The organism is Pseudomonas sp. PDM03 (assembly GCF_014852385.1).
Taxonomy (GTDB): Bacteria; Pseudomonadota; Gammaproteobacteria; order Pseudomonadales; family Pseudomonadaceae; genus Aquipseudomonas; species Aquipseudomonas migulae.
In genome coordinates, this window is record NZ_JACVBM010000009.1 from 1 (window position 1) to 21,010 (window position 21,010).

Below are 21,010 nucleotides of genomic sequence, written 5' to 3' on the forward strand. Positions count from 1 at the left end.
ATGGTGAGTGAATCAATATCGATCTACAACCACGAGCGTCCGCACCAGTCTTTGAAATACAAAACGCCCGATGCGATGCATCGGGCGCTGGGATGAAACAGGTGTAAACCTATTTCAGGACTAGACAATCCATTGAGTCTGCGCACAAGGAACAGATCTATGACTGACGGTAGCCACGTGAAACCAGAGACTTATGCCCTCGATCGATTCGAGGCGGTTCGTGGGAAAGCTGATATCAAAGGGCGTACGGATAAATTGATGGCTGAGCTGCGGGGGGACGGCAGATGCCGTTTGACGAGTGAAGCTTGCCCCGGGAACCGACAGGATCCCGGGGTAATTGTCCTTAGTGACTAACCTTCCAGGCATCCCCCGCAGGCGCCGTACCATGGTCATACGGCTTGGCAATCCACATGTAAACCAACCCCAAGCCAATCACGATCGCCGTGCTCAGCACCATCGCGTAGTTGATGTACCACGCCGCATCCGGTGTGCGCGGCCAGGCCATGTTGATGATGGCGCCGACGCCGTAGACCAGCGCGCCGATGTTCACCGCCCAGCCCCAGGCGCCGAGGGTGAATTTGCCGCTCGGTTTCCAGCCTTTCAGGCGGGCATAAAGGGCGGCGAGTACGATCATCTGGAACGCGAGGTAGATGCCGATTGCTGCGAAGCTGACGATGGTAGCCACGGCGTCTTGCAGGAAGAAGCCCAGAATAATGATCAGCGCCGGCAGGACGCCGGAGACGAACAGCGCAGCAACCGGAACCTGGGTTGTAGGCGAGATCTTCTTCAGCAGTGAGCTGCCGATGACCATTTCATCCCGGGCGTAGGAATACAGCAGACGACTCGCCGCCGCTTGCAGGCTGATGACGCAGGAGATGAAGGAAATCATCACCACGCCCATGACCATTTTCGATCCGACCGGGCCGAAGGCGTTGTTGAGGATGGTGCCGACAGGGTCTTTGTCGGTGCCGTTGATCACCGCTTGCATGTCCGGCACGGCGAGGATCAGCGCCAGGCAAGCAAACATCGCCGCAACGCCGCCGATGTAGATGGTCATGCGCATGGCCACCGGGATTTTCTTGCTCGGGTTCGGGGTTTCTTCGGCCACGTCGCCGCAGGCCTCGAAGCCGTAGTACAGGAACATCCCCGCCAGCGAGGCGGTGAGGAAGGCCGGCAGGTAGGAGCCGTCAACGCTGATGTCGAAGGTGTTGAACAACACGCTCATCGATTGATGATGTTCGAAAATCAGCAGGTACATGCCGACGATCACCGCGCCGACCAGTTCGCAGAGGAAGCCGAACATGGCGATTCGCGCCAGCACTTTGGTGCCGCTGAGGTTGACCAGTGTCGCGAACAGGGTCAGCACCAGGGCGATGACGATGTTGGTGTTGTTGCTCGGTTCGAAGCCCATCATCGCGGCAAGGTAAGGCCCGGCGCCGACCGCAACGGCGGCGATGGTCACGCACAGGGCGATGGAGTAGATCCAGCCGACCATCCACGCCCAGCGTTTGCCCACCAAGCGGCGAGCCCATGGGTAAACGCCACCGGAAATCGGGAATTGCGAGACCACTTCACCGAAGATCAGGCACACCAGCAACTGGCCGCAACCGACCAGCAAATACGCCCAGAACATCGGTGGTCCACCGGCGGCCAGGCACAGGCCGAAGAGGGTATAAACCCCTACGACCGGAGAGAGGTAAGTGAAGCCCAGGGCGAAGTTTTCCCACAGGCTCATGCTGCGGTTGAAGTTGGAGGTGTAACCCAGCTTTCGGAGTTGCTCGGCATCGCTGTCGGCAACGGCTGCGGAGAGTTCGGGTAGTACGCTCATGGTGTGTAAGCTCCGGAAAATCGGCAGATTTCGGATGTCCGAAACCGTGGCGGGGCCGTGATGGCGCTGCCCGGATCGGTGGTTATTGTTTTGGTGTAGAACCTGTTGGTGCGTGGTGCCGGTTTCTACCCTGAAACCGGGGTGACACCATCGCCAGCAAGCCGGCTCCTACAGGATTGATGGTGTTCGCAAAAAATGCGTACGACGCAAAACCTGTAGGAGCGAAGCTTGCTCGCGAAGCTTTTAGTGCTTGAACATCACATGCCGCACAACGGTGTAATCCTCCAACCCATACATCGACATGTCCTTCCCGTACCCGGACAGTTTCTGACCGCCATGGGGCATTTCGCTGACCAGCATGAAGTGCGTGTTCACCCAGGTGCAGCCGTACTGCAAGCGTGCCGACAGGCGATGCGCGCGGCCGACGTCCGAGGTCCACACCGACGACGCCAGGCCGTAGTCCGAATCGTTGGCCCAACCGAGCACCTGAGCTTCATCGCTGAATTTGGTCACCGACACCACCGGCCCGAATACCTCGCGGCGGACGATTTCGTCGTCCTGCTGTGCATCGGCCAGCACCGTTGGTTCGAAGAAGAAACCGTTGCCTTCAACTGCCTTGCCGCCAGTGATCAGGCGGATGTGCGGTTGCGCCACGGCGCGGTCGACAAACCCGGCTACCCGGTCGCGATGCTGCGCGGTGATCAGCGGGCCGAGTTCGGTCGACGGATCATCCTGCACGCCGTACTTGATGCTGCTGACTGCTGCGCCGAGCTTCTCGACGAATTTTTCGTAGATGCCTTCCTGCGCGTAGATGCGGCAGGCTGCGGTGCAGTCCTGGCCGGCGTTGTAGAAACCGAAGGTGCGAATACCTTCCACAGCGGCATCAATGTCGGCGTCGTCGAAGATGATCACCGGGGCCTTGCCGCCCAGTTCCATGTGCATGCGTTTGACGCTGGCGGCGGTGCTGGAAATGATGTTCGAGCCGGTGGCGATGGAGCCGGTCAGCGACACCATGCGCACTTTAGGGTGGGTGACCAATGGGCTGCCTACGGTAGGACCACGGCCGAACACCAGGTTGAGTACGCCGGCCGGGAAGATTTCCGACGCCAGTTGTGCCAGACGCAGCGCGGTCAGCGGGGTTTGTTCCGACGGCTTGAGCACCACGGTATTACCGGCGGCGAGGGCCGGGGCGATTTTCCAGGCGACCATCATCAACGGGTAGTTCCACGGCGCGATGGAGGCGATCACGCCCACCGGGTCGCGGCGGATCATCGAGGTGTGCCCGGCCAGGTATTCACCACCCGCCGAACCGCTCATGCAACGGCTGGCGCCGGCGAAGAAACGGAACACGTCGGCAATCGCCGGGATTTCGTCGTTCAGCGCAGCGCTGTAGGGTTTGCCGCAATTGTCGGATTCGAGTTTGGCCAGCTCTTCGCCGTGGGCTTCGATGGCGTCGGCGAGTTTGAGCAGTAACAGCGAGCGTTCTTTCGGCGGGGTGTGCGACCAGCTTTCAAACGCGGCATCGGCGGCGCGTACGGCGGCGTCGACCTGGGCTTCGCTGGCTTCGTTGATTTCCACCAGCACACGACCGAGGGCCGGGTTGAACACCGGTTGGGCGGGGCCTTCGCCGTCGAGCAGTTGGCCGTTGATCAAGAGTTTGGTTTGCATGGCGTTGTCCTCGTCAAACATTTCTTGTTTTGAAACCGATTCCCTGTAGGAGCGAGCCTGCTCGCGAAGAGCCTGAGGGCGCCGCGTTCATTCAGGCAGCCCTCGTCATCGTTAACGACCATCGCCGGCAAGCCGGTCTCGCTCCTACAGGGGGGGGTGTTGTGTCTGTTATGGATTTATTTCCCGCCACTCCCCGCGACGCTTTCACCACCACGGGTCAGGTAATAGGCGCCGAGAATCGGCAGCATGGTCACCATCATCACCAGCATCGCGACGACGTTGGTCACCGGCACGTCCCGTGGGCGGCTGAGCTGGTTGAGCAGCCACAGCGGCAGGGTGCGTTCATGGCCGGCGGTGAAGGTGGTGACGATGATTTCGTCGAACGACAGCGCAAACGCGAGCATGCCGCCGGCCAGCAACGCCGAGCCGAGGTTCGGCAGGACGATGTAACGGAAGGTCTGCCAGCCATCGGCGCCGAGGTCCATCGAGGCTTCGATCAAGCTGTGCGAAGTGCGGCGCAAACGGGCGATGACGTTGTTGTAGACGATCACCACACAGAAGGTCGCGTGGCCGACGATGATGGTGAACATCCCCGGCTCGATGCCCAGCGTCTTGAAGGTCGCCAACAGCGCGATCCCGGTGATGATCCCCGGCAACGCGATGGGCAAAATCAGCATCAGCGAGATGCCTTGCTTGCCGAAGAAATCCCGCCGGTACAAAGCCGCCGATGCCAGCGTGCCGAGCACCAATGCAATCAGCGTCGCGACGGAGGCGATCTGCAGCGACAGCTTGATCGCTTCCAGTACATCTGGCCGCGAGAACGCCACGCCGATCCACTTCAGGGTGAAGCCCTTGGGCGGAAAGCTGAACGCCGCGTCTTCGGTGTTGAACGCGTAGAGGAAGATGATCAGGATCGGGAAGTGCAGAAACACCAACCCGCCCCAGGCTGCGATGCGCAGACCTAAAGATGCCTGCCCTTGAGATGAAGAGTCAGAGTGCATCGAAGGCCCCCAGTCGTTTGACGATGGTCAGGTAAATGGCGATCAACACAATCGGCACCAGCGTGAACGCCGCGGCCATTGGCATGTTGCCGATCGCGCCTTGTTGGGCGTACACCATGCTGCCGACGAAGTACCCCGGCGGGCCCACCAGTTGCGGCACGATGAAGTCGCCCAGGGTCAGCGAAAACGTGAAGATCGACCCGGCGGCGATGCCCGGAATCGACAACGGCAGAATCACCTGCATGAAGGTCTGGCGCGGCTTGGCGCCGAGGTCGGCGGAGGCTTGCAGCAACGAGGGCGGCAGGCGTTCCAGCGAGGCCTGAATCGGCAGGATCATGAACGGCAGCCAGATGTAGACGAACACCATGAAGCGCCCCAGGTGCGAGGTCGACAAGGTGCTGCCACCCACGCCCGGAATGCCCAGCACAAACTGCAAGACAGGCTCCAGTCCCAGGTGTTGAACGAACCATTGCGCCACGCCGCCCTTGGCCAGCAGCAACGTCCACGCATATGCCTTGACGATGTAACTGGCCCACATCGGCATCATCACCGCGATGTAGAAAAACGCCTTGGTCTTGCCGGTAGTGTAGCGCGCCATGTAGTAGGCAATCGGGAACGCGACGATGGCGCTGGCAATCGACACCACGACAGCCATGCTCAGGGTGCGCAGGATGATGTCGAAGTTCGACGGCTGGAACAGCGCGGTGAAGTTCGCCAGGGTCAGGTCGGGCGTGACCGCCATGGTGAAGTCGTCGAAGGTGTAGAAGCCTTGCCACAACAGCACCAGCAGCGAACCGAGGTAGATCGCGCCAAACCACAACAGCGGCGGCACCAGCAGCAGCGACAGGTAAAAGTTCGGCCGGCGATACAGCAGGTTGGAAAACCTGCGCAGCGGCGAACCGCTGGCCGGGGATTGAGGGAGAGCCACGCTGGTCATCTCACACCCCGCCGGCAACGGTGTCGTGCAGCGGGATCATCGCTTCCCGTGCCCAGCGTGCGCTGATGCGTTGCCCGGTCTGATGTTGCGCGCTGACGTCCAGCCATTGGTTGTTGGCCTGGCTGATGTTCAGGGTCTGGCCGTTTTCCAGCTTCAGTTCATAACGGGTGGCGCTGCCCTGGTACTGAACATCATGGAGTAAACCACTGACTTCGATTTCGTGGCTGGCCAACGGGCCGTCGGCGAAACGCACGTGTTCCGGGCGAATCGAAAACGGCTGCGGATTGCCGCTGAGCTGCTGCGCCAGATCGCCGCGAATCACGTTGGAGGTGCCGACGAATTCGGCGACAAAGGTGGTCGCTGGTTTCATGTAGAGGTTGCGCGGGGTATCGACTTGTTCGATGCGCCCCTTGTTGAAGACGGCCACACGATCAGACATCGACAAGGCTTCGGTCTGGTCGTGGGTGACGAAGATGAAGGTGATGCCGAGCTGGCGTTGCAGCTTTTTCAGCTCGCTCTGCATTTGCTCGCGAAGCTTCAAGTCGAGGGCGCCCAGCGGTTCGTCGAGCAGCAGCACCCGTGGGCGATTGACCAATGCGCGGGCCAGGGCCACACGCTGGCGCTGACCGCCCGACAGTTGCACCGGTTTGCGCGCGCCGTAGCCGCCGAGGGCGACCATGTCGAGGGCTTCTTCAGCGCGTTTCTGGCGTTCAGCTTTGCCGACGCCTTTGACTTTCAAACCGTAGGCGACGTTGTCGAGAACGTTCATGTGCGGGAACAGGGCGTAATCCTGAAACACCGTGTTGACGTCACGCTCATACGGCGGCAGCCCGGCGGCTTCGTTGCCGTGAATCCGGATCGAGCCTGCGCTCGGTTGTTCGAAACCGGCGATCAGGCGCAAACACGTGGTTTTGCCCGAGCCGGAAGGGCCCAGCATGGAGAAGAACTCGCCGTCCTGGATGTCGATGGAAACCCGGTCTACGGCTTTCACTTCGCCGAATAGACGGGAAACGTTGGTGAACTGGACTGCAAGCGTCATGGTGCGGTGCTCCGAAATATCAAATCTGAAAAGCATCGCTGGCAAGCCAGCTCCTACAGGGGGTACGCGTACTTTGTAGGAGCCGGCTTGCCGGCGATAAGGTCCGAAGGACCTTCAGGCGTCAGCGACCGCCCATGATCGCGATGTAGTCCTGGGTCCAGCGGCTGTACGGCACAAACTTGCCGCCTTCAGCCTGCGGGGTTTTCCAGAAGGCGATCTTGTCGAACTGGTCGAAGCCGTTGGTCTTGCAGCCTTCGGCACCGAGCAGTTCGCTCTCTTTGCACCCCGCCGGAACCGACGGCAACGAACCGAACCAGGCGGCCAGGTCACCCTGGACTTTCGGTTGCAGCGAATGGTCCATCCACTTGTAAGCGCAGTTCGGGTGCTTGGCGTCGGCGTGCAGCATGGTGGTGTCGGCCCAGCCCGTTGCGCCTTCTTTCGGAATGACCGAGGCCACCGGCTGCTTGTCCGCCACCAGGCCGTTGACCATGTAGCCCCAGGTGCTGGAAGCCACGACGCCTTCGTTCTTGACGTCACTCATCTGTACCGTCGCGTCATGCCAGTAGCGGTGGATCAGAGGCTGTTGCTTGCGAAGCAGGTCCAGCGCGGCCTTGTATTGTTCTTCGTTGAGCTGGTACGGGTCCTTGATCCCAAGTTCCGGCCGTTTCGCCTTGAGATAGAGCGCTGCATCGGCGATGTAGATCGGACCGTCGTAGGCCTGGACCCGACCCTTGTTGGACTTGCCGTCCGGCAGGTTCTGTTCCTCGAACACCACGCCCCAGCTGTCAGGGGCGGTCTTGAACACGTTGGTGTTGTACATCAACACGTTCGGGCCCCACTGATACGGGGTGCCGTAGGTTTGTTTGTTGACGACGTACCACTGGCCATCCTTCAGGCGCGGGTCGATGTTCTTCCAGTTCGGAATCAACGCGGTGTTGATCGGCTGCACGCGTTTGCCAACGATCAATCGCAGCGACGCGTCGCCCGATGCGGTCACCAGGTCGTAACCGCCCTTGGACATCAGGCTGACCATCTCATCGGAAGTGGCGGCTGTTTTGACGTTGACCTTGCAGCCGGTTTCCTTCTCGAAACTGGTCACCCAGTCGTAGGCCTTGTCGCTTTCGCCACGTTCGATGTAGCCGGGCCACGCCACGATATCCAGCTGACCTTCGCCGGCACCGACGGCTTTCAGCGGTTCGGCGGCCTGGATACTGGCGCTGGCCAACAGCGCGGTGGTGATTGCACTGAGCAGTGCGGTCTTGTGCACGAACATGGGAATTCCCTCTTCTTTAAATTATGGTCGGGGCAGTTTTGAACGTGGTTCAGCGTTGTAAACACGATCCTGTAGGAGCCGGCTTGCTGGCGATAGCGGTGGGTCAGTCAACCTGATGGTCAACTGGACGGACGCCTTCGCTGGCAAGCCAGGCTCCTACAGGATTCGCGGTGTTCCAGCGTTTCTGCGCTAATGCCTTTACGGCTAATTGTTAGCGTAGTGCGCTTTTATAAATGCTGTCCGTGGCGCGCCATGATGTGCCGCACCACGCTGTAGTCCTGAAGCGAATCGCTGGACAGGTCTTTGCCGTAGCCCGAGCGTTTCAGGCCGCCATGGGGCATTTCGCTGACCAGCATGAAATGGCTGTTGATCCAGGTGCAGCCGTACTGCAAGCGCGCGGCGACCTGCATCGCCTTGTCCAGGTTCTGGGTCCAGATCGAGGAAGCCAGGCCGTATTCCGAATCGTTGGCCCAGTCCACGGCTTGTTCGAGCCCATCGAAGCGGGTCACGGTGACCACCGGCCCGAACACTTCGCGCTGGACGATTTCATCGCTCTGCTTGCAGCCGGCCAGCAGCGTCGGTTGGTAATAGAAGCCGGCACCGGAATGCACAGCCGCGCCGGTCACGCGCTCGATGTGCGGCTGACCCAGGGCGCGTTCGACGAAACTGGCCACGCGGTCGCGCTGGCGGGTGGTGATCAGCGGCCCGATTTCGTTGTCGGCATCGCGTTTGCCGGCGAAGCGCAGGCTGCTGACTGCCGCACCGAGTTCGGCCACCAGGCGGTCATGAATGCCGGCCTGGGCATAAATGCGGCAAGCGGCGGTGCAATCCTGGCCGGCGTTGTAGTAACCGTACGTGCGCACGCCTTCGACTACCGCCTGAATGTCGGCATCGTTGCAGACGATCACCGGGGCCTTGCCGCCGAGTTCGAGGTGCGTGCGTTTCAGGGTTTTCGCTGCGGCCTGGAGGATTTTTTGCCCGGTGACGATATCGCCGGTCAGCGACACCATGCGGATTTTCGGGTGGCTGACCAAGTGGCTGCCCACGCCTTCACCGCCGCCGCAAATAATGTTGATCACGCCGCGTGGGAGGATTTCGGCCAGCGCGGGCGCCAGGGCCAGGATCGACAGCGGCGTGTGCTCGGAAGGCTTGAACACCAGCGTGTTACCGGCAGCGAGGGCCGGGGCGATTTTCCACGCGGCCATCATGATCGGGTAGTTCCACGGTGCAATCGAGGCGACCACGCCAATCGGATCGCGACGGACCATGCTGGTATAACCCGGCAAGTATTCGCCGCTGAGCTGGCCGGTCTGGCAGCGCACCGCACCGGCGAAAAAGCGGAACACGTCGACCGTCGCGCTCAAGTCGTCCTGACGCGCCAGGTGCAACGGTTTGCCGCAGTTCAGGGATTCGAGGCGGGCGAGCAGGTCGGCTTGTTTTTCGATGGCGTTGGCGATGTCCAGCAGCAGGTTCGAGCGCTGCTGCGGCGTGGTCCGCGACCAACTGGCGAACGCACGGTGCGCGGCGAGGATTGCGGCTTCGACTTGCTCGGTGCTGGCTTCGGCAATGTGCGTCAGCACTTCACCGGTGGCCGGGTTGAGGATCGGCTCGACAAAACCCTGACCCGCGACCAGTTCGCCATCGATCAACAACGCGGTGAACAACGGGGTCTGCGCGCCAGCCATTTTTCGGGTTCTCTTTTCTTGTGTGGCCATGCTGCTCCCTGTGACTGGGGCCCGGCCGTCTTATAGATGTTCCAAGACTAGTGCCCGGATCCGAGGTCGACAAATACTAAATACTGAAGGTGGCGTTCGATTAAATAGATGGCTTGCGCCCGCCGTGGGGCTGCTCGCGCGCGACGGTCAGGAACGGGTCGACCAGTGCCGGACGCGCCGTACCGCGGCGCCAGGCCAGGCCGACGTCGAGGGTCTGGCTCAGGTCGGCAATCGGCCGTGCTTCGATGATGTCGCCCTCCAATGACCAGGGGCGATAGGTCATGTCGGGCTGGATCGACACGCCCAATCCGGCGGCCACCAGGCTTCGTACCGCTTCGGTCGAAGCGGTTTTAAGGGTGATGCGCGGTTGTAGCGACGCAGCCGACCACATGCGCTGGGCGTTGCGGTCCATTTCATCAACGTTCAGTTGAATCAGCGGCTCACTGGCGACGTCGGCCAGGTTGATGCTGTCGTGTTCCAGCAGCGGATGCTGGGCCGGCAGCCATAAACGGTGAGGCGAATGGGTGAGTACTTCGGTTTGCAGGGCGTGGCGGTCTTCGAGGTTGGAGAGGATCAGCACACCGACATCGATCTCGCCGCTGACCAGCAAATGCTCGATGTACGGGCGTTCGTCCTCCATCACGCGGATCTCGACGTTGGGGTAGGCGCGTTGAAAGCGGGTGAGCAGGTCAGCGAGGTAATAACCGGCGACGAGACTGGTTACACCGACAATCAACTGCCCGGCGACCTGATCGGTGCTTTGTTGCAGGCTGCGTTTGGCGTTGTCCACCGTTGCCAGAATCAGGTGTGCCTGGCGTAGGAACTGATGACCCTGGTGGGTCAGCGTCATGCCTTTGGCGTGGCGATTGAACAGTCCGACGCCGATTTCCTGCTCCAGTTGCTGGATGGCCAGGGTCAATGTCGATTGGGAAATGAACGCGGTTTGCGCGGCGGCAGAGATCGAACCGGTCTCGGCCACGGCGATGAAATGACGAATTTGACGCAAAGTCATCATGAAGAAGTACCCGGTGGGCGGTTTTTATAGATTCGCTTGAGTGTATATCTTTTTAATCGATGGGCTTTTTAGCGTTACAGGAGATGAGCAACATCTGGAAGCACTCTCACCGGCAGGGGCCGGGCACTTTCGATCTAGGCTGGTGGCCTTATGTGTCCGGTTAACCCTTTTTGTGGAGGCGGCAAGAATGAATACCCGTGGATTGCTCGATCAATTACTCAAATCCGGCCAGGACCTGTTGCAGAACAAGACCGGTGGCGCGCAGAACAAGGCGTCCAGCGGTGGATTGGGCGGATTGCTTGGTGGTGGCGGTGGTTCGGGTGGCCTTGGCAGTTTGTTGTCAGGCGCGGGTGGCGGTGCATTGGCTGCTGGCGCGATGGGCCTGTTGATGGGTAACAAGAAGGTTCGCAAGGTCGGCGGCAAAGTCGCTGTCTATGGCGGCCTCGCGGCATTGGGCGTGATTGCCTACAAGGCTTACGGCAACTGGCAGGCCCAGCAGGGCACTGCACCGAAGCAAGAGCCACAAACCGTGGACCGCGTGCCGGCGGCGCAGGTCGAGCAACACAGCCAGGCGATTCTCAAGGCGCTGGTGGCGGCGGCCAAGGCTGACGGTCATGTTGACGAGCGCGAGCGCGCGTTGATCGAAGGCGAGTTCACCAAGCTCGATAACGATCAGGAACTGCAACACTGGCTGCACGCCGAACTGAACAAACCCCTCGATCCAACCGATGTTGCGCGTGCCGCCAGCACCCCGGAAATGGCGGCCGAGATGTACATCGCGAGCGTAATGCTGGTGGACGAGGAGAACTTCATGGAGAAGTCTTACCTGGACGAACTGGCGCGCCAACTCAAGCTTGAGCCGGCGTTGAAGGCCGAGCTGGAAAAACAGGTGCGCCAAGCCTCCATGTAGAAACCGGCTTCAAACCCTGTTTCGCTCCCGAGACCGCCATCGCCAGCAAGCCGGCTCCTACAATGTATTTTCGGTGCGCACAGCATGCATGCCCGACACCGACCACCTGTAGGAGCCGGCTTGCTGGCGATGAGGGCCTCAAATCCTGCACCGCCCTCAAGACCGCCATCGCCGGCAAGCCAGCTCCTACAAGGGAATTGCGGTGCGCACAGCATGCGTGCCCGACACCGATCCCCTGTAGGAGCCGGCTTGCCGGCGATGAGGCCCTAAAATCCTGCACCGCCCTCAAGACCGCCATCGCCGGCAAGCCAGCTCCTACAAGGGAACTTCGGTGTGCACAACACTCGTGCCCGACACCGATCCCCTGTAGGAGCCGGCTTGCTGGCGATGAGGCCCTAAAATCCTGCACCGCCCTCAAGACCGCCATCGCCGGCAAGCCAGCTCCTACAAGGGAATTGCGGTGCGCACAGCATGCGTGCCCGACACCGATCACCTGTAGGAGCCGGCTTGCCGGCGATGAGGCCCTCAAACTCCTCCACCGCCCTCAAGACCGCCATCGCCGGCAAGCCAGCTCCTACAAGGGATTTTTGGTGCACACAACATTCGTGCCCGACACCGCTCCCCTGTAGGAGCCGGCTTGCTGGCGATGAGTCCCTCAAATCCTACGCCGCGCTCAAGACCGCCATCGCCGGCAAGCCAGCTCCTACAAGGGATTTTTGGTGCACACAGCATTCGTGCCCGACACCGTTCCCCTGTAGGAGCCGGCTTGCCGGCGATAGCCTTTTCAGCCCCGTCACAACCCTCATTCGCCGAGATGTGAACCGCCGCGCATCCGTCTTATAAATGAAACACCGCCCTCGGCTATACTGCGCAGCATTTGAAATGGCCCCGAGGACTGACTGTGAAGAACTGGACGTTGCGCCAACGCATTTTGGCGAGCTTTGCGGTAATTATCGCCATCATGTTGCTGATGGTCGTCGTCTCGTATTCCCGGCTGTTGAAGATCGAGGCCAGCGAAGTCAGCGTTCGTGACGACGCGCTCCCCGGGGTGTATTACAGCTCGATGATTCGTGGCGCCTGGGTCGACAGCTATCTCCAGACCCAGGAAATGCTCGGCTTGAAGGAAGGGCAGGGCATCAGTGCCGAGGACGCCGCAGACTTCAAGAATTTTGAAGCGCGCGTGCAGGACGCGATGAATAGCTATCGTGCCACCGTCACCACGGATGAAGACAAGCTCGAATTCGCAGCCTTCGAAAAATTCCATGAGAATTACGGCAAGATCCTGGTCGCAGTGCTCGACTTGCATAAGCGCAATCAGGAAGCCGAGGCCATCAAGGTGTTCAATGAACAACTGACCCCGACGTGGACGGCGGGGCGCATGAAGCTCAATGACATCCTGCGCGAAAACAAAGCCGTGGCGGATCAGGACATGGCAAACATTGATGATGCGGTGTTCACCGCGAAAGTCATCATGGGCATTTCCCTGCTGGTGGCGGTATTGGCCGCCGGTCTCTGCGGCCTGCTGTTGATGCGCGCGATCATGGCGCCCATGAACCGCATCGTGCAGATCCTCGAAGTCATGCGTACCGGCGACCTCAGCGGCCGCTTGAACCTGGAGCGCAAGGACGAATTCGGCGCCGTGGAAACCGGCTTCAACGACATGATGGCCGAGCTCACTTCGTTGGTGTCTCAGGCGCAGCGCTCGTCGGTGCAGGTCACCACGTCCGTGACCGAAATCGCCGCCACCTCCAAACAGCAGCAAGCCACCGCTACTGAAACCGCCGCCACCACCACCGAAATCGGTGCCACTTCCCGTGAAATCGCCGCCACCTCGCGTGACCTGGTGCGGACCATGACCGAAGTATCCACCGCTGCCGATCAGGCCTCGGTGGCTGCCGGTTCCGGGCAGCAAGGGCTGGCGCGAATGGAAGAGACCATGCACTCGGTGATGGGCGCCGCGGATCTGGTCAACGCCAAACTGGCGATCCTCAACGAGAAGGCCGGCAACATCAATCAAGTGGTGGTGACCATCGTCAAGGTCGCGGACCAGACCAACCTGCTGTCGCTGAACGCTGCCATCGAAGCCGAGAAGGCCGGTGAATACGGTCGTGGATTTGCCGTGGTTGCCACCGAAGTGCGGCGCCTGGCGGACCAGACCGCCGTGGCCACGTACGACATCGAACAGATGGTGCGCGAGATCCAGTCGGCGGTGTCGGCCGGGGTCATGGGCATGGACAAGTTTTCTGAAGAAGTGCGTCGCGGCATGTCCGAGGTGCAGCAGGTTGGCGAGCAGCTGTCGCAGATCATCCATCAGGTTCAGGCGCTGGCGCCGCGGGTGTTGATGGTCAACGAAGGCATGCAGGCCCAGGCCACCGGTGCGGAGCAGATCAATCATGCGCTGGTGCAGTTGGGCGATGCCAGCAGCCAGACCGTCGAGTCCTTGCGTCAGGCCAGTTTTGCCATCGACGAACTGAGCCAGGTGGCCGTCGGGCTGCGCGGCGGCGTTTCGCGATTCAAAGTCTGATGAGCGAACTCACGGCCAAACGCACCGCCGTGAAGCCGGCGATGCATGCATTGTTTCTGGTGTTTCGCATCGGCAGCGAGCGCTATGCCTTACAAGCGATCGAAGTGGCAGAAGTGCTGCCGCGCCTGCCGTTGAAGCCGATTCCTCGTGCACCTGACTGGGTCGCCGGGGTGTTCGCCTATCGCGGCGCGGTAGTGCCGGTGATCGACCTCAGTGCGCTGACCTTTGGCGTATCGGCCCAGGCGCGCACCAGCACGCGCCTGGTGCTGGTCAATTACCGTGCGGATGAAACCGCCGAGGCGCAATTGCTCGGGCTGATCCTGGAGCAGGCCACCGACACGCTGCGCTGCAACCCGGCGGATTTTCAGCCCTATGGCCTGGATAATCGCCAGGCGCCGTACCTCGGACCGGTGCGTGAAGACGCGCAAGGTTTGCTGCAATGGGTGCGCGTCGCCGATCTGCTGGACGAGCAAGTTCGGGCGCTGCTGTTTCCGTCACCCCCGCTGGACCTGGCGCAGCTTGAGGTGCAGCCATGAGCAGCGATCAACGGTTTTTCGATTTTCTCAAGGAGCGCATCGGCCTCGATGTCACCTCGGTGGGCCCCGCGATCATCGAACGAGCGGTGCGCCAGCGCAGCACGGCGTCCAACGCGCTGACGGCCGATGAGTATTGGCACACCTTGCAGCGTTCGCAGGATGAGCAGCAAGCGTTGATCGAAGCGGTGATCGTTCCCGAAACCTGGTTTTTCCGTTACCCGGAATCCTTCGCCGCCCTGGCAAAACTGGCGGCCAAGCGCCTGACCGATATCAACAACATGCGTGCATTGCGGATTCTCAGCCTGCCGTGTTCCACCGGCGAAGAACCCTATTCCATTGCCATGGCCTTGCTCGATGCCGGGTTCAAACCGCATCAGTTCAAAGTCGAAGGCATGGACGTCAGCCCGCTGTCGGTGGAGAAAGCCAGGCGTGCGCAGTACGGCAAGAATTCGTTTCGCGGCCAGGACATCGCGTTTCGCGAGCGGCATTTCACCGCCGAGGACGAATCCTATCGCCTCAGCGAGCGCGTGCTGGAACAGGTGCGTTTACAGGTCGGCAACCTGCTGGATCCGGCGTTGCTGGCCAACGAATCGCCTTATGACTTCGTGTTCTGCCGCAACCTGCTGATCTATTTCGATCAGCCGACGCAACAACAAGTGTTCGAAGTGCTCAAGCGCCTGACCCATGTCGAGGGTGTGTTGTTTATCGGCCCTGCCGAGGGCAGTTTGCTGGGACGCTTGGGCATGCGTTCGATTGGTATTCCACAGTCATTTGCGTTCAGCCGCCAAAGCGCGCCCGAGCCTGAACCTTTTCCAGCCTTCGTACCGACGCCGCTGCCGGTGCCAGTGCGCCAACCGGTGCGCAGCGTCACACCGGCGCCGGTACGCCTGCGGCCCTTCGCAACGGTGACGCCGCTGCCGGTGGCGACAAAAGCCGCCAGTCCCGACGCCGCTACGTTGCTGGCAAACATCGCCGCACTGGCCAATGAAGGCAAAAGCGCCGAAGCCCGCGCCGCGTGCGAAAGCTATTTGCGCAGCCATGAACCGGTAGCCCAGGTGTTTTACTGGCTGGGGCTGCTCAGCGATGTCGCCGGCAGCGCCCTCGAAGCCCAGGGCTTTTATCGCAAGGCGTTGTACCTCGAACCGCAACATCCCGACGCGTTGATGCACCTGGCGGCCTTGCTGCAATCCCAGGGCGACACGGCGGGCGCCAAACGATTGCAGGACCGTGCCGCCCGCAGCGAGCGCGCAGACAGTGAGCGCAAACGATGAATGCCGCCGACAGCTTTAGCCTCACCCATGAAGATGCCCAGGCCATCGACGATTGCTGGAACCGTATCGGTATCCACGGCGACAAGTCCTGCCCGCTGCTGATCGAACACATTCATTGCCGCAATTGCGCGGTGTATTCGGCGGCCGCTACGCGTTTGCTCGACCGTTATGCGTTGCAACAGGAAGACCGCGGGCAAGTCTCGGTCGCGGTCGAAAGCGAGGTGAAAACCCGCTCGCTGCTGATGTTCCGTCTCGGCGAAGAATGGTTGGGCCTGGCCACCCGCAGCCTGGTGGAAGTGGCGCCGCTGCAAGCGATTCATTCCTTGCCGCACCAGCGCTCCCGGGCCTTGCTCGGCGTGGCGAATGTGCGCGGCGCGTTGGTGGCGTGCCTGTCGCTGGTGGAACTGCTCGGGCTCGACGGCGTGAGCAGCGTGGCGCCTGGTGCGCGCGTGATGCCACGCATGCTGATCATCGCGGCCCACGGCGGGCCGGTGGTGGTGCCGGTGGACGAAGTCGACGGGATCCATGCCATCGACGAGCGCCTCCTTGAGGCCGCATCGCGTTCCGGTACGCAGGCCAGCGCCAAATACACCCGTGGTGTATTGCAATTCAAAGGTCGCAGCCTGCGTTGGCTGGATGAAGAACAGCTGTTGTCCGCCGTGACCCGGAGCCTCACATGACCCCCGAGCAAATGCGCGACGCCTCTTTGCTGGAACTGTTCAGCCTCGAAGCCGAGGCCCAGACCCTGGTGTTGAGCACGGGGCTGCTGGCGCTTGAACGCGATCCGACCCAGGCCGATTACCTTGAATCGTGCATGCGTGCGGCTCACTCGCTCAAAGGCGCGGCGCGAATTGTCGGCGTCGATGCCGGCGTCAGCGTTGCCCATGTGATGGAAGATTACCTGGTCAGCGCCCAGGAAGGCCGGTTGTATCTGCGGCCCGAGCACATTGATGCCCTGCTGCAGGGCACCGATTTGCTGATGCGCATCGCGACGCCGAACAACGCACCGGCGCCTGCGGATATCGAAGCTTATGTCGTCTTGATGGGACGGCTGCTTGTTCACATGGCGACGGTTGCCCCCATCGCGCCGCCGATGGCAGAACTTCAGCTGGAGCCGCCGACGGCCACGGTTGAGTCGCCCATGCCAGCCGCCACGCAAGCCCCCTCGGCAGCTGCCGCCGAGCCCTCGCCCACGACCAAACGCACCACCGAAAGTGGCGAGCGCGTATTGCGTGTTACGGCCGAGCGCTTGAACAGCCTGCTCGACCTGTCGAGCAAATCCCTGGTGGAAACCCTGCGGCTCAAACCGCACCTGGCCACCATGCAACGCCTCAAGCGCATGCAGAACAACGGCTTGCGGGCGCTGGAAAACCTCAATGTCCATCTCAAGGATCAGACCTTGAGCCTGGAAGCCCGGGAAGCCCTCGACGATGCGCGTCGGTTGCTGGCGGAATCCCAGCAATTGCTGGTGGAAAAAAACGCCGAGCTGGACGAGTTCGCCTGGCAGGCCAGTCAACGCGCGCAAGTCCTGTACGACACCGCGTTGGCCTGTCGCATGCGGCCGTTTGCCGATGTCCTGAGCGGGCAAGTGCGCATGGTCCGCGACCTGGGGCGCAGCCTCGGTAAACAGGTGCGGCTGGAGATCGAGGGCGAGAAAACCCAGGTTGATCGCGACGTCCTGGAAAAACTCGAAGCGCCGCTGACGCACCTGCTGCGCAACGCCGTCGACCACGGCATCGAATCCCCGGAGCAACGGCTGCTGGCCGGTAAACCGGAGGAAGGTCTGATCCGCCTGCGCGCCTCGCATCAGGCCGGTCTGCTGATGCTGGAGCTGAGCGATGACGGCAACGGCGTCGACCTCGAAAAGGTCCGCCGCAGCATCATCGAACGTCAGTTGTCCCCGGCCGACACCGCCGCGCAGTTGAGCGAAGAGGAACTGCTGACGTTCCTGTTCCTGCCGGGTTTCAGCCTGCGCGACACAGTCACTGAAGTGTCCGGACGCGGCGTAGGCCTTGACGCGGTTCAGCACATGGTCCGCCAGTTGCGCGGCGCGGTGGTGCTGGAGCAGACGGCGGGCGAGGGCAGCCGCTTCCATCTCGAAGTGCCGCTGACCCTGTCGGTGGTGCGCAGCCTGGTGGTGGAGGTCGGCGAAGAGGCGTATGCGTTTCCACTGGCCCACATCGAGCGCATGTGCGACCTGGAGCCGGCGGACATCGTGCAGGTCGAAGGCCGTCAGCATTTCTGGTACGAAGGCCGGCATGTCGGGTTGGTCGCGGCCAGCCAATTGCTTCAGCGTCCGGCGAGCACCAACAGTCAGCAAACCCTCAAGGTCGTGGTCATCCGCGAGCGCGATGCGATCTACGGCGTGGCGGTCGAGCGGTTTGTCGGCGAGCGCACGCTGGTGGTCTTGCCGCTGGACGAGCGTCTGGGCAAAGTGCAGGACATTTCCGCAGGCGCGCTACTCGACGACGGTTCGGTGGTGCTGATCGTCGACGTCGAAGACATGTTGCGGTCGGTGGACAAACTGCTCAATACCGGGCGTCTGGAGCGGATTGCCCGTCACAGCAATCAGGCGGCCGAAGCCGCGCGCAAACGGGTTCTGGTGGTCGACGATTCGCTGACCGTCCGCGAGTTGCAACGCAAACTGTTGCTCAATCGCGGCTACGACGTGGCCGTGGCGGTGGACGGCATGGATGGCTGGAATGCCCTGCGTTCCGAGGATTTCGATCTGCTGATCACCGACATCGATATGCCGCGCATGGACGGTATCGAACTGGTGTCTTTGTTGCGCCGTGACAACCGCCTGCAATCGCTGCCGGTGATGGTGGTGTCCTACAAGGATCGCGAAGAAGACCGTCGTCGTGGACTGGACGCCGGGGCCGACTATTATCTAGCCAAAGCCAGTTTTCACGACGACGCCCTGCTTGATGCAGTGGTTGAGCTCATAGGAGGAGCGCGGGCATGAAAATCGCAATCGTCAACGACATGCCCATGGCCGTGGAGGCCCTGCGCCGCGCCTTGGCGTTTGAGCCGGAGCATCAAGTGATCTGGGTCGCCAGCAACGGCGCCGAGGCCGTGCAACGTTGCGTGGAAAACACCCCGGACCTGATCCTGATGGACCTGATCATGCCAGTGATGGATGGTGTCGAGGCAACGCGGCGAATCATGGCCGAGACGCCGTGTGCCATCGTGATCGTCACGGTCGACCGCCAGCAGAACGTGCACCGGGTGTTCGAGGCCATGGGCCACGGCGCTTTGGATGTGGTCGATACGCCGGCAATTGGTGCCGGCAATGCCCAGGAAGCAGCGGCGCCGCTGCTGCGCAAAATCCTCAACATTGGTTGGCTGATCGGCGACAAGGGCAATCGCGTGCGACCTGCGCCGGGCCCGTTGCGCCACTCAGGTTCCCGGCAAAAACTGATCGCCATCGGTTCCTCCGCAGGCGGGCCGGCAGCCCTGGAGATTCTGCTCAAAGGGCTGCCGATAAATTTTTCCGCCGCTATTGTGCTGGTGCAACACGTGGACCAGGTGTTCGCCGCCGGCATGGCCGAATGGCTCAGCGGCGCCAGCGGCCTGAACGTGCGCCTGGCCCAGGAAGGCGAGCCACCGCAGGCGGGCACGGTGCTGCTGGCCGGCACCAACCACCATATTCGTTTATTGAAAAACGGCACGCTGGCGTACACCGCCGAGCCGGTCAACGAGATCTATCGGCCCTCGATCGATGTGTTTTTCGAGAGCGTGGCCAGTTACTGGAATGGCGATGCCGTAGGGGTTTTATTGACCGGCATGGGACGCGATGGCGCGCAGGGGCTTAAACTCATGCGCCAACAGGGTTACCTGACCATCGCTCAGGACCAACAAAGCAGCGCGGTGTATGGCATGCCGAAAGCGGCAGCGGCCATCGACGCCGCTGCAGAAATTCGCCCGCTGGACAAGATAGCGCCACGATTGCTGGAGATTTTTGCCAAATGACTATGCTCAGCAGCAATCCTGGCCCAGGCAGTACTCAGGTGACCGCACATGAATGACTTACAGCTCGACGGCTTCAAAACCGACGAAAACGCCGCCATGGTGTTGTTGGTGGACGATCAGGCCATGATCGGCGAAGCGGTGCGCCGCGGGTTGTCGAATGAAGAAAACATCGACTTCCACTTCTGCGCCGACCCGCATCAGGCGATTGCGCAAGCGATCCGGATCAAGCCGACGGTGATTCTCCAGGACCTGGTCATGCCCGGTCTCGACGGCCTGAGCCTGGTGCGCGAATACCGCAATCACCCGGCCACCAAGGACATTCCGATCATCGTGCTGTCGACCAAGGAAGACCCGCTGATCAAAAGCGCGGCATTCGCGGCCGGGGCCAATGATTACCTGGTCAAACTGCCGGACAACATCGAACTGGTGGCGCGCATCCGCTATCACTCGCGTTCCTACATGACCCTGCTGCAGCGTGACGCCGCGTACCGCGCGTTGCGGGTCAGCCAGCAGCAGTTGCTCGACACCAACCTGGTGCTGCAACGCCTGATGAACTCGGACGGCCTGACGGGCCTGTCGAACCGTCGTCACTTCGACGAGTACCTGGAACTGGAATGGCGACGTTCGTTGCGCGACCAGAGCCAATTGTCGTTGCTGATGATTGATGTGGACTACTTCAAGTCCTACAACGACAACTTTGGCCACCTCGAAGGCGACGAAGCCCTGCGCAAAGTCGCGACGGCCATCCGCGACGCCAGCGCCCGACCTTCTGACTTGCCGGCCCGTTATGGAGGCGAAGAATTCGCGCTGGTCCTGCCCAATACATCACCGGGCGGTGCGCGACTGGTGGCGGAAAAACTGCGCCAGACCGTGGCGGCACTGAAAATCCCGCACATTTCACCGAGCGAAGGCTCAAGCCTGACCATCAGCATCGGCCTGTCGACCATGACCCCGCAACCGGGCGCCGATTGCCGTCAATTGATTTCGGCGGCGGACAAGGGGCTGTATCTGGCGAAGAACAATGGGCGCAATCAGGTGGGTATCGAGTAACAGGCGACCTCATTTCCTGTAGGAGCCGGCTTGCTGCGGGCGGCGTTCCGACGATAGCGTCCGTCCAGCCAATAAACAGGTTGACTGACCCACCGCTATCGTCGGAACGCCGCCCGCAGCAAGCCGGCTCCTACAGGGGGCACGTACGCTTTTGATTCCCACCACTCATCAGGCCGAGCGTTAGCTCGCCTTCAGCTCTTGATCTGAGCGCCCCCTCGAGAGGCCGAGTGGAGGTTCTGCGCAGTGGGCAACCCGGCATGGATGCCGGGTT

At 61.4% G+C, this 21,010-nt stretch carries 16 protein-coding genes and 1 pseudogene; 9 read left to right on the forward strand and 8 right to left on the reverse strand.

Annotated elements, in window-relative coordinates; all coding sequences use genetic code 11:
- Positions 1–124, forward strand: a pseudogene (locus IB254_RS14645) (integrase core domain-containing protein); the annotation flags it as partial.
- A 219-nt stretch (positions 125–343) separates the two neighbouring features.
- On the opposite strand, the gene IB254_RS14650 reads toward IB254_RS14645, so the two are convergent.
- The 8 genes from IB254_RS14650 to IB254_RS14685 all read right to left on the reverse strand — a co-directional run bounded on the left by IB254_RS14650 (position 344) and on the right by IB254_RS14685 (position 10,476).
- Positions 344–1,828, reverse strand: coding sequence for an APC family permease (locus IB254_RS14650; protein ID WP_192417878.1), 1,485 nt, complete (start codon positions 1,826–1,828; stop codon positions 344–346).
- Between the two features lie 243 nt (positions 1,829–2,071).
- Complete coding sequence (locus IB254_RS14655; protein ID WP_192417879.1) at positions 2,072–3,496, reverse strand: gamma-aminobutyraldehyde dehydrogenase; 1,425 nt, start codon at positions 3,494–3,496, stop codon at positions 2,072–2,074.
- A gap of 176 nt (positions 3,497–3,672) precedes the next feature.
- Positions 3,673–4,497 carry an ABC transporter permease gene (locus tag IB254_RS14660; protein WP_192417880.1) on the reverse strand — a complete coding sequence of 275 codons (825 nt, stop codon included), beginning with the start codon at positions 4,495–4,497 and terminating at the stop codon, positions 3,673–3,675.
- Positions 4,487–5,434 carry an ABC transporter permease gene (locus IB254_RS14665; RefSeq protein WP_192417881.1) on the reverse strand — a complete coding sequence of 316 codons (948 nt, stop codon included), beginning with the start codon at positions 5,432–5,434 and terminating at the stop codon, positions 4,487–4,489. Before IB254_RS14665 ends, IB254_RS14660 begins: the two co-directional genes overlap by 11 nt.
- A gap of 1 nt (position 5,435) precedes the next feature.
- Positions 5,436–6,473 carry an ABC transporter ATP-binding protein gene (locus IB254_RS14670; RefSeq protein WP_008029734.1) on the reverse strand — a complete coding sequence of 346 codons (1,038 nt, stop codon included), beginning with the start codon at positions 6,471–6,473 and terminating at the stop codon, positions 5,436–5,438.
- 121 nt (positions 6,474–6,594) lie between these two features.
- Complete coding sequence (gene ydcS / locus IB254_RS14675) at positions 6,595–7,746, reverse strand: putative ABC transporter substrate-binding protein YdcS (RefSeq protein WP_008029736.1); 1,152 nt, start codon at positions 7,744–7,746, stop codon at positions 6,595–6,597.
- Positions 7,747–7,973: 227 nt separating this feature from the next.
- On the reverse strand, positions 7,974–9,461 hold the full coding sequence (locus IB254_RS14680) for a gamma-aminobutyraldehyde dehydrogenase (RefSeq protein ID WP_081500226.1): 1,488 nt from the start codon (positions 9,459–9,461) through the stop codon (positions 7,974–7,976).
- Positions 9,462–9,561: 100 nt separating this feature from the next.
- The gene (locus IB254_RS14685) at positions 9,562–10,476 is read right to left on the reverse strand and encodes a LysR family transcriptional regulator (protein ID WP_192417882.1); all 915 of its coding nucleotides are present in this window, start codon (positions 10,474–10,476) and stop codon (positions 9,562–9,564) included.
- Positions 10,477–10,663: 187 nt separating this feature from the next.
- On the opposite strand from IB254_RS14685, the gene IB254_RS14690 reads away from it, so the two are divergent.
- The 8 genes from IB254_RS14690 (at position 10,664) to IB254_RS14725 (ending at position 20,739) form a co-directional block, all read left to right on the forward strand.
- Positions 10,664–11,386: a tellurite resistance TerB family protein gene (locus tag IB254_RS14690; RefSeq protein ID WP_192417883.1), complete on the forward strand. Its 723-nt coding sequence runs from the start codon at positions 10,664–10,666 to the stop codon at positions 11,384–11,386.
- Between the two features lie 901 nt (positions 11,387–12,287).
- On the forward strand, positions 12,288–13,910 hold the full coding sequence (locus tag IB254_RS14695) for a methyl-accepting chemotaxis protein (protein ID WP_192417884.1): 1,623 nt from the start codon (positions 12,288–12,290) through the stop codon (positions 13,908–13,910).
- Positions 13,910–14,446, forward strand: a complete 537-nt coding sequence (locus tag IB254_RS14700; RefSeq protein WP_192417885.1) for a chemotaxis protein CheW — start codon at positions 13,910–13,912, stop codon at positions 14,444–14,446. The genes IB254_RS14695 and IB254_RS14700 overlap by 1 nt, the downstream gene beginning before the upstream one ends.
- A complete protein-coding gene (locus tag IB254_RS14705) occupies positions 14,443–15,717 on the forward strand; it encodes a CheR family methyltransferase (protein ID WP_192417886.1) in 1,275 nt (424 codons plus the stop codon). The genes IB254_RS14700 and IB254_RS14705 overlap by 4 nt, the downstream gene beginning before the upstream one ends.
- On the forward strand, positions 15,714–16,397 hold the full coding sequence (locus IB254_RS14710; protein WP_008029751.1) for a chemotaxis protein CheW: 684 nt from the start codon (positions 15,714–15,716) through the stop codon (positions 16,395–16,397). Before IB254_RS14705 ends, IB254_RS14710 begins: the two co-directional genes overlap by 4 nt.
- A complete protein-coding gene (locus IB254_RS14715; protein ID WP_192417887.1) occupies positions 16,394–18,682 on the forward strand; it encodes a hybrid sensor histidine kinase/response regulator in 2,289 nt (762 codons plus the stop codon). Before IB254_RS14710 ends, IB254_RS14715 begins: the two co-directional genes overlap by 4 nt.
- Positions 18,679–19,689, forward strand: coding sequence for a chemotaxis response regulator protein-glutamate methylesterase (locus tag IB254_RS14720; RefSeq protein WP_192417888.1), 1,011 nt, complete (start codon positions 18,679–18,681; stop codon positions 19,687–19,689). The genes IB254_RS14715 and IB254_RS14720 overlap by 4 nt, the downstream gene beginning before the upstream one ends.
- A gap of 48 nt (positions 19,690–19,737) precedes the next feature.
- Entirely contained in the window at positions 19,738–20,739 is a 1,002-nt protein-coding gene (locus tag IB254_RS14725; protein ID WP_008043779.1) for a response regulator, read from the forward strand.
- Positions 20,740–21,010: the final 271 nt, after the last annotated feature.

Bases quoted from the DNA above. Each gene is read 5' to 3' on its own strand.
- IB254_RS14710 (WP_008029751.1), top strand. From the start codon at position 15,714: ATGAATGCCGCCGACAGCTTTAGCCTCACCCATGAAGATGCCCAGGCC.
- IB254_RS14665 (WP_192417881.1), bottom strand. From the start codon at position 5,434: ATGACCAGCGTGGCTCTCCCTCAATCCCCGGCCAGCGGTTCGCCGCTG.
- IB254_RS14655 (WP_192417879.1), bottom strand. From the start codon at position 3,496: ATGCAAACCAAACTCTTGATCAACGGCCAACTGCTCGACGGCGAAGGC.
- IB254_RS14700 (WP_192417885.1), top strand. From the start codon at position 13,910: ATGAGCGAACTCACGGCCAAACGCACCGCCGTGAAGCCGGCGATGCAT.
- IB254_RS14660 (WP_192417880.1), bottom strand. From the start codon at position 4,497: ATGCACTCTGACTCTTCATCTCAAGGGCAGGCATCTTTAGGTCTGCGC.
- IB254_RS14720 (WP_192417888.1), top strand. From the start codon at position 18,679: ATGAAAATCGCAATCGTCAACGACATGCCCATGGCCGTGGAGGCCCTG.
- IB254_RS14670 (WP_008029734.1), bottom strand. From the start codon at position 6,473: ATGACGCTTGCAGTCCAGTTCACCAACGTTTCCCGTCTATTCGGCGAA.
- IB254_RS14650 (WP_192417878.1), bottom strand. From the start codon at position 1,828: ATGAGCGTACTACCCGAACTCTCCGCAGCCGTTGCCGACAGCGATGCC.
- IB254_RS14725 (WP_008043779.1), top strand. From the start codon at position 19,738: ATGAATGACTTACAGCTCGACGGCTTCAAAACCGACGAAAACGCCGCC.
- IB254_RS14705 (WP_192417886.1), top strand. From the start codon at position 14,443: ATGAGCAGCGATCAACGGTTTTTCGATTTTCTCAAGGAGCGCATCGGC.
- IB254_RS14715 (WP_192417887.1), top strand. From the start codon at position 16,394: ATGACCCCCGAGCAAATGCGCGACGCCTCTTTGCTGGAACTGTTCAGC.
- IB254_RS14685 (WP_192417882.1), bottom strand. From the start codon at position 10,476: ATGATGACTTTGCGTCAAATTCGTCATTTCATCGCCGTGGCCGAGACC.
- ydcS (WP_008029736.1), bottom strand. From the start codon at position 7,746: ATGTTCGTGCACAAGACCGCACTGCTCAGTGCAATCACCACCGCGCTG.
- IB254_RS14690 (WP_192417883.1), top strand. From the start codon at position 10,664: ATGAATACCCGTGGATTGCTCGATCAATTACTCAAATCCGGCCAGGAC.
- IB254_RS14680 (WP_081500226.1), bottom strand. From the start codon at position 9,461: ATGGCCACACAAGAAAAGAGAACCCGAAAAATGGCTGGCGCGCAGACC.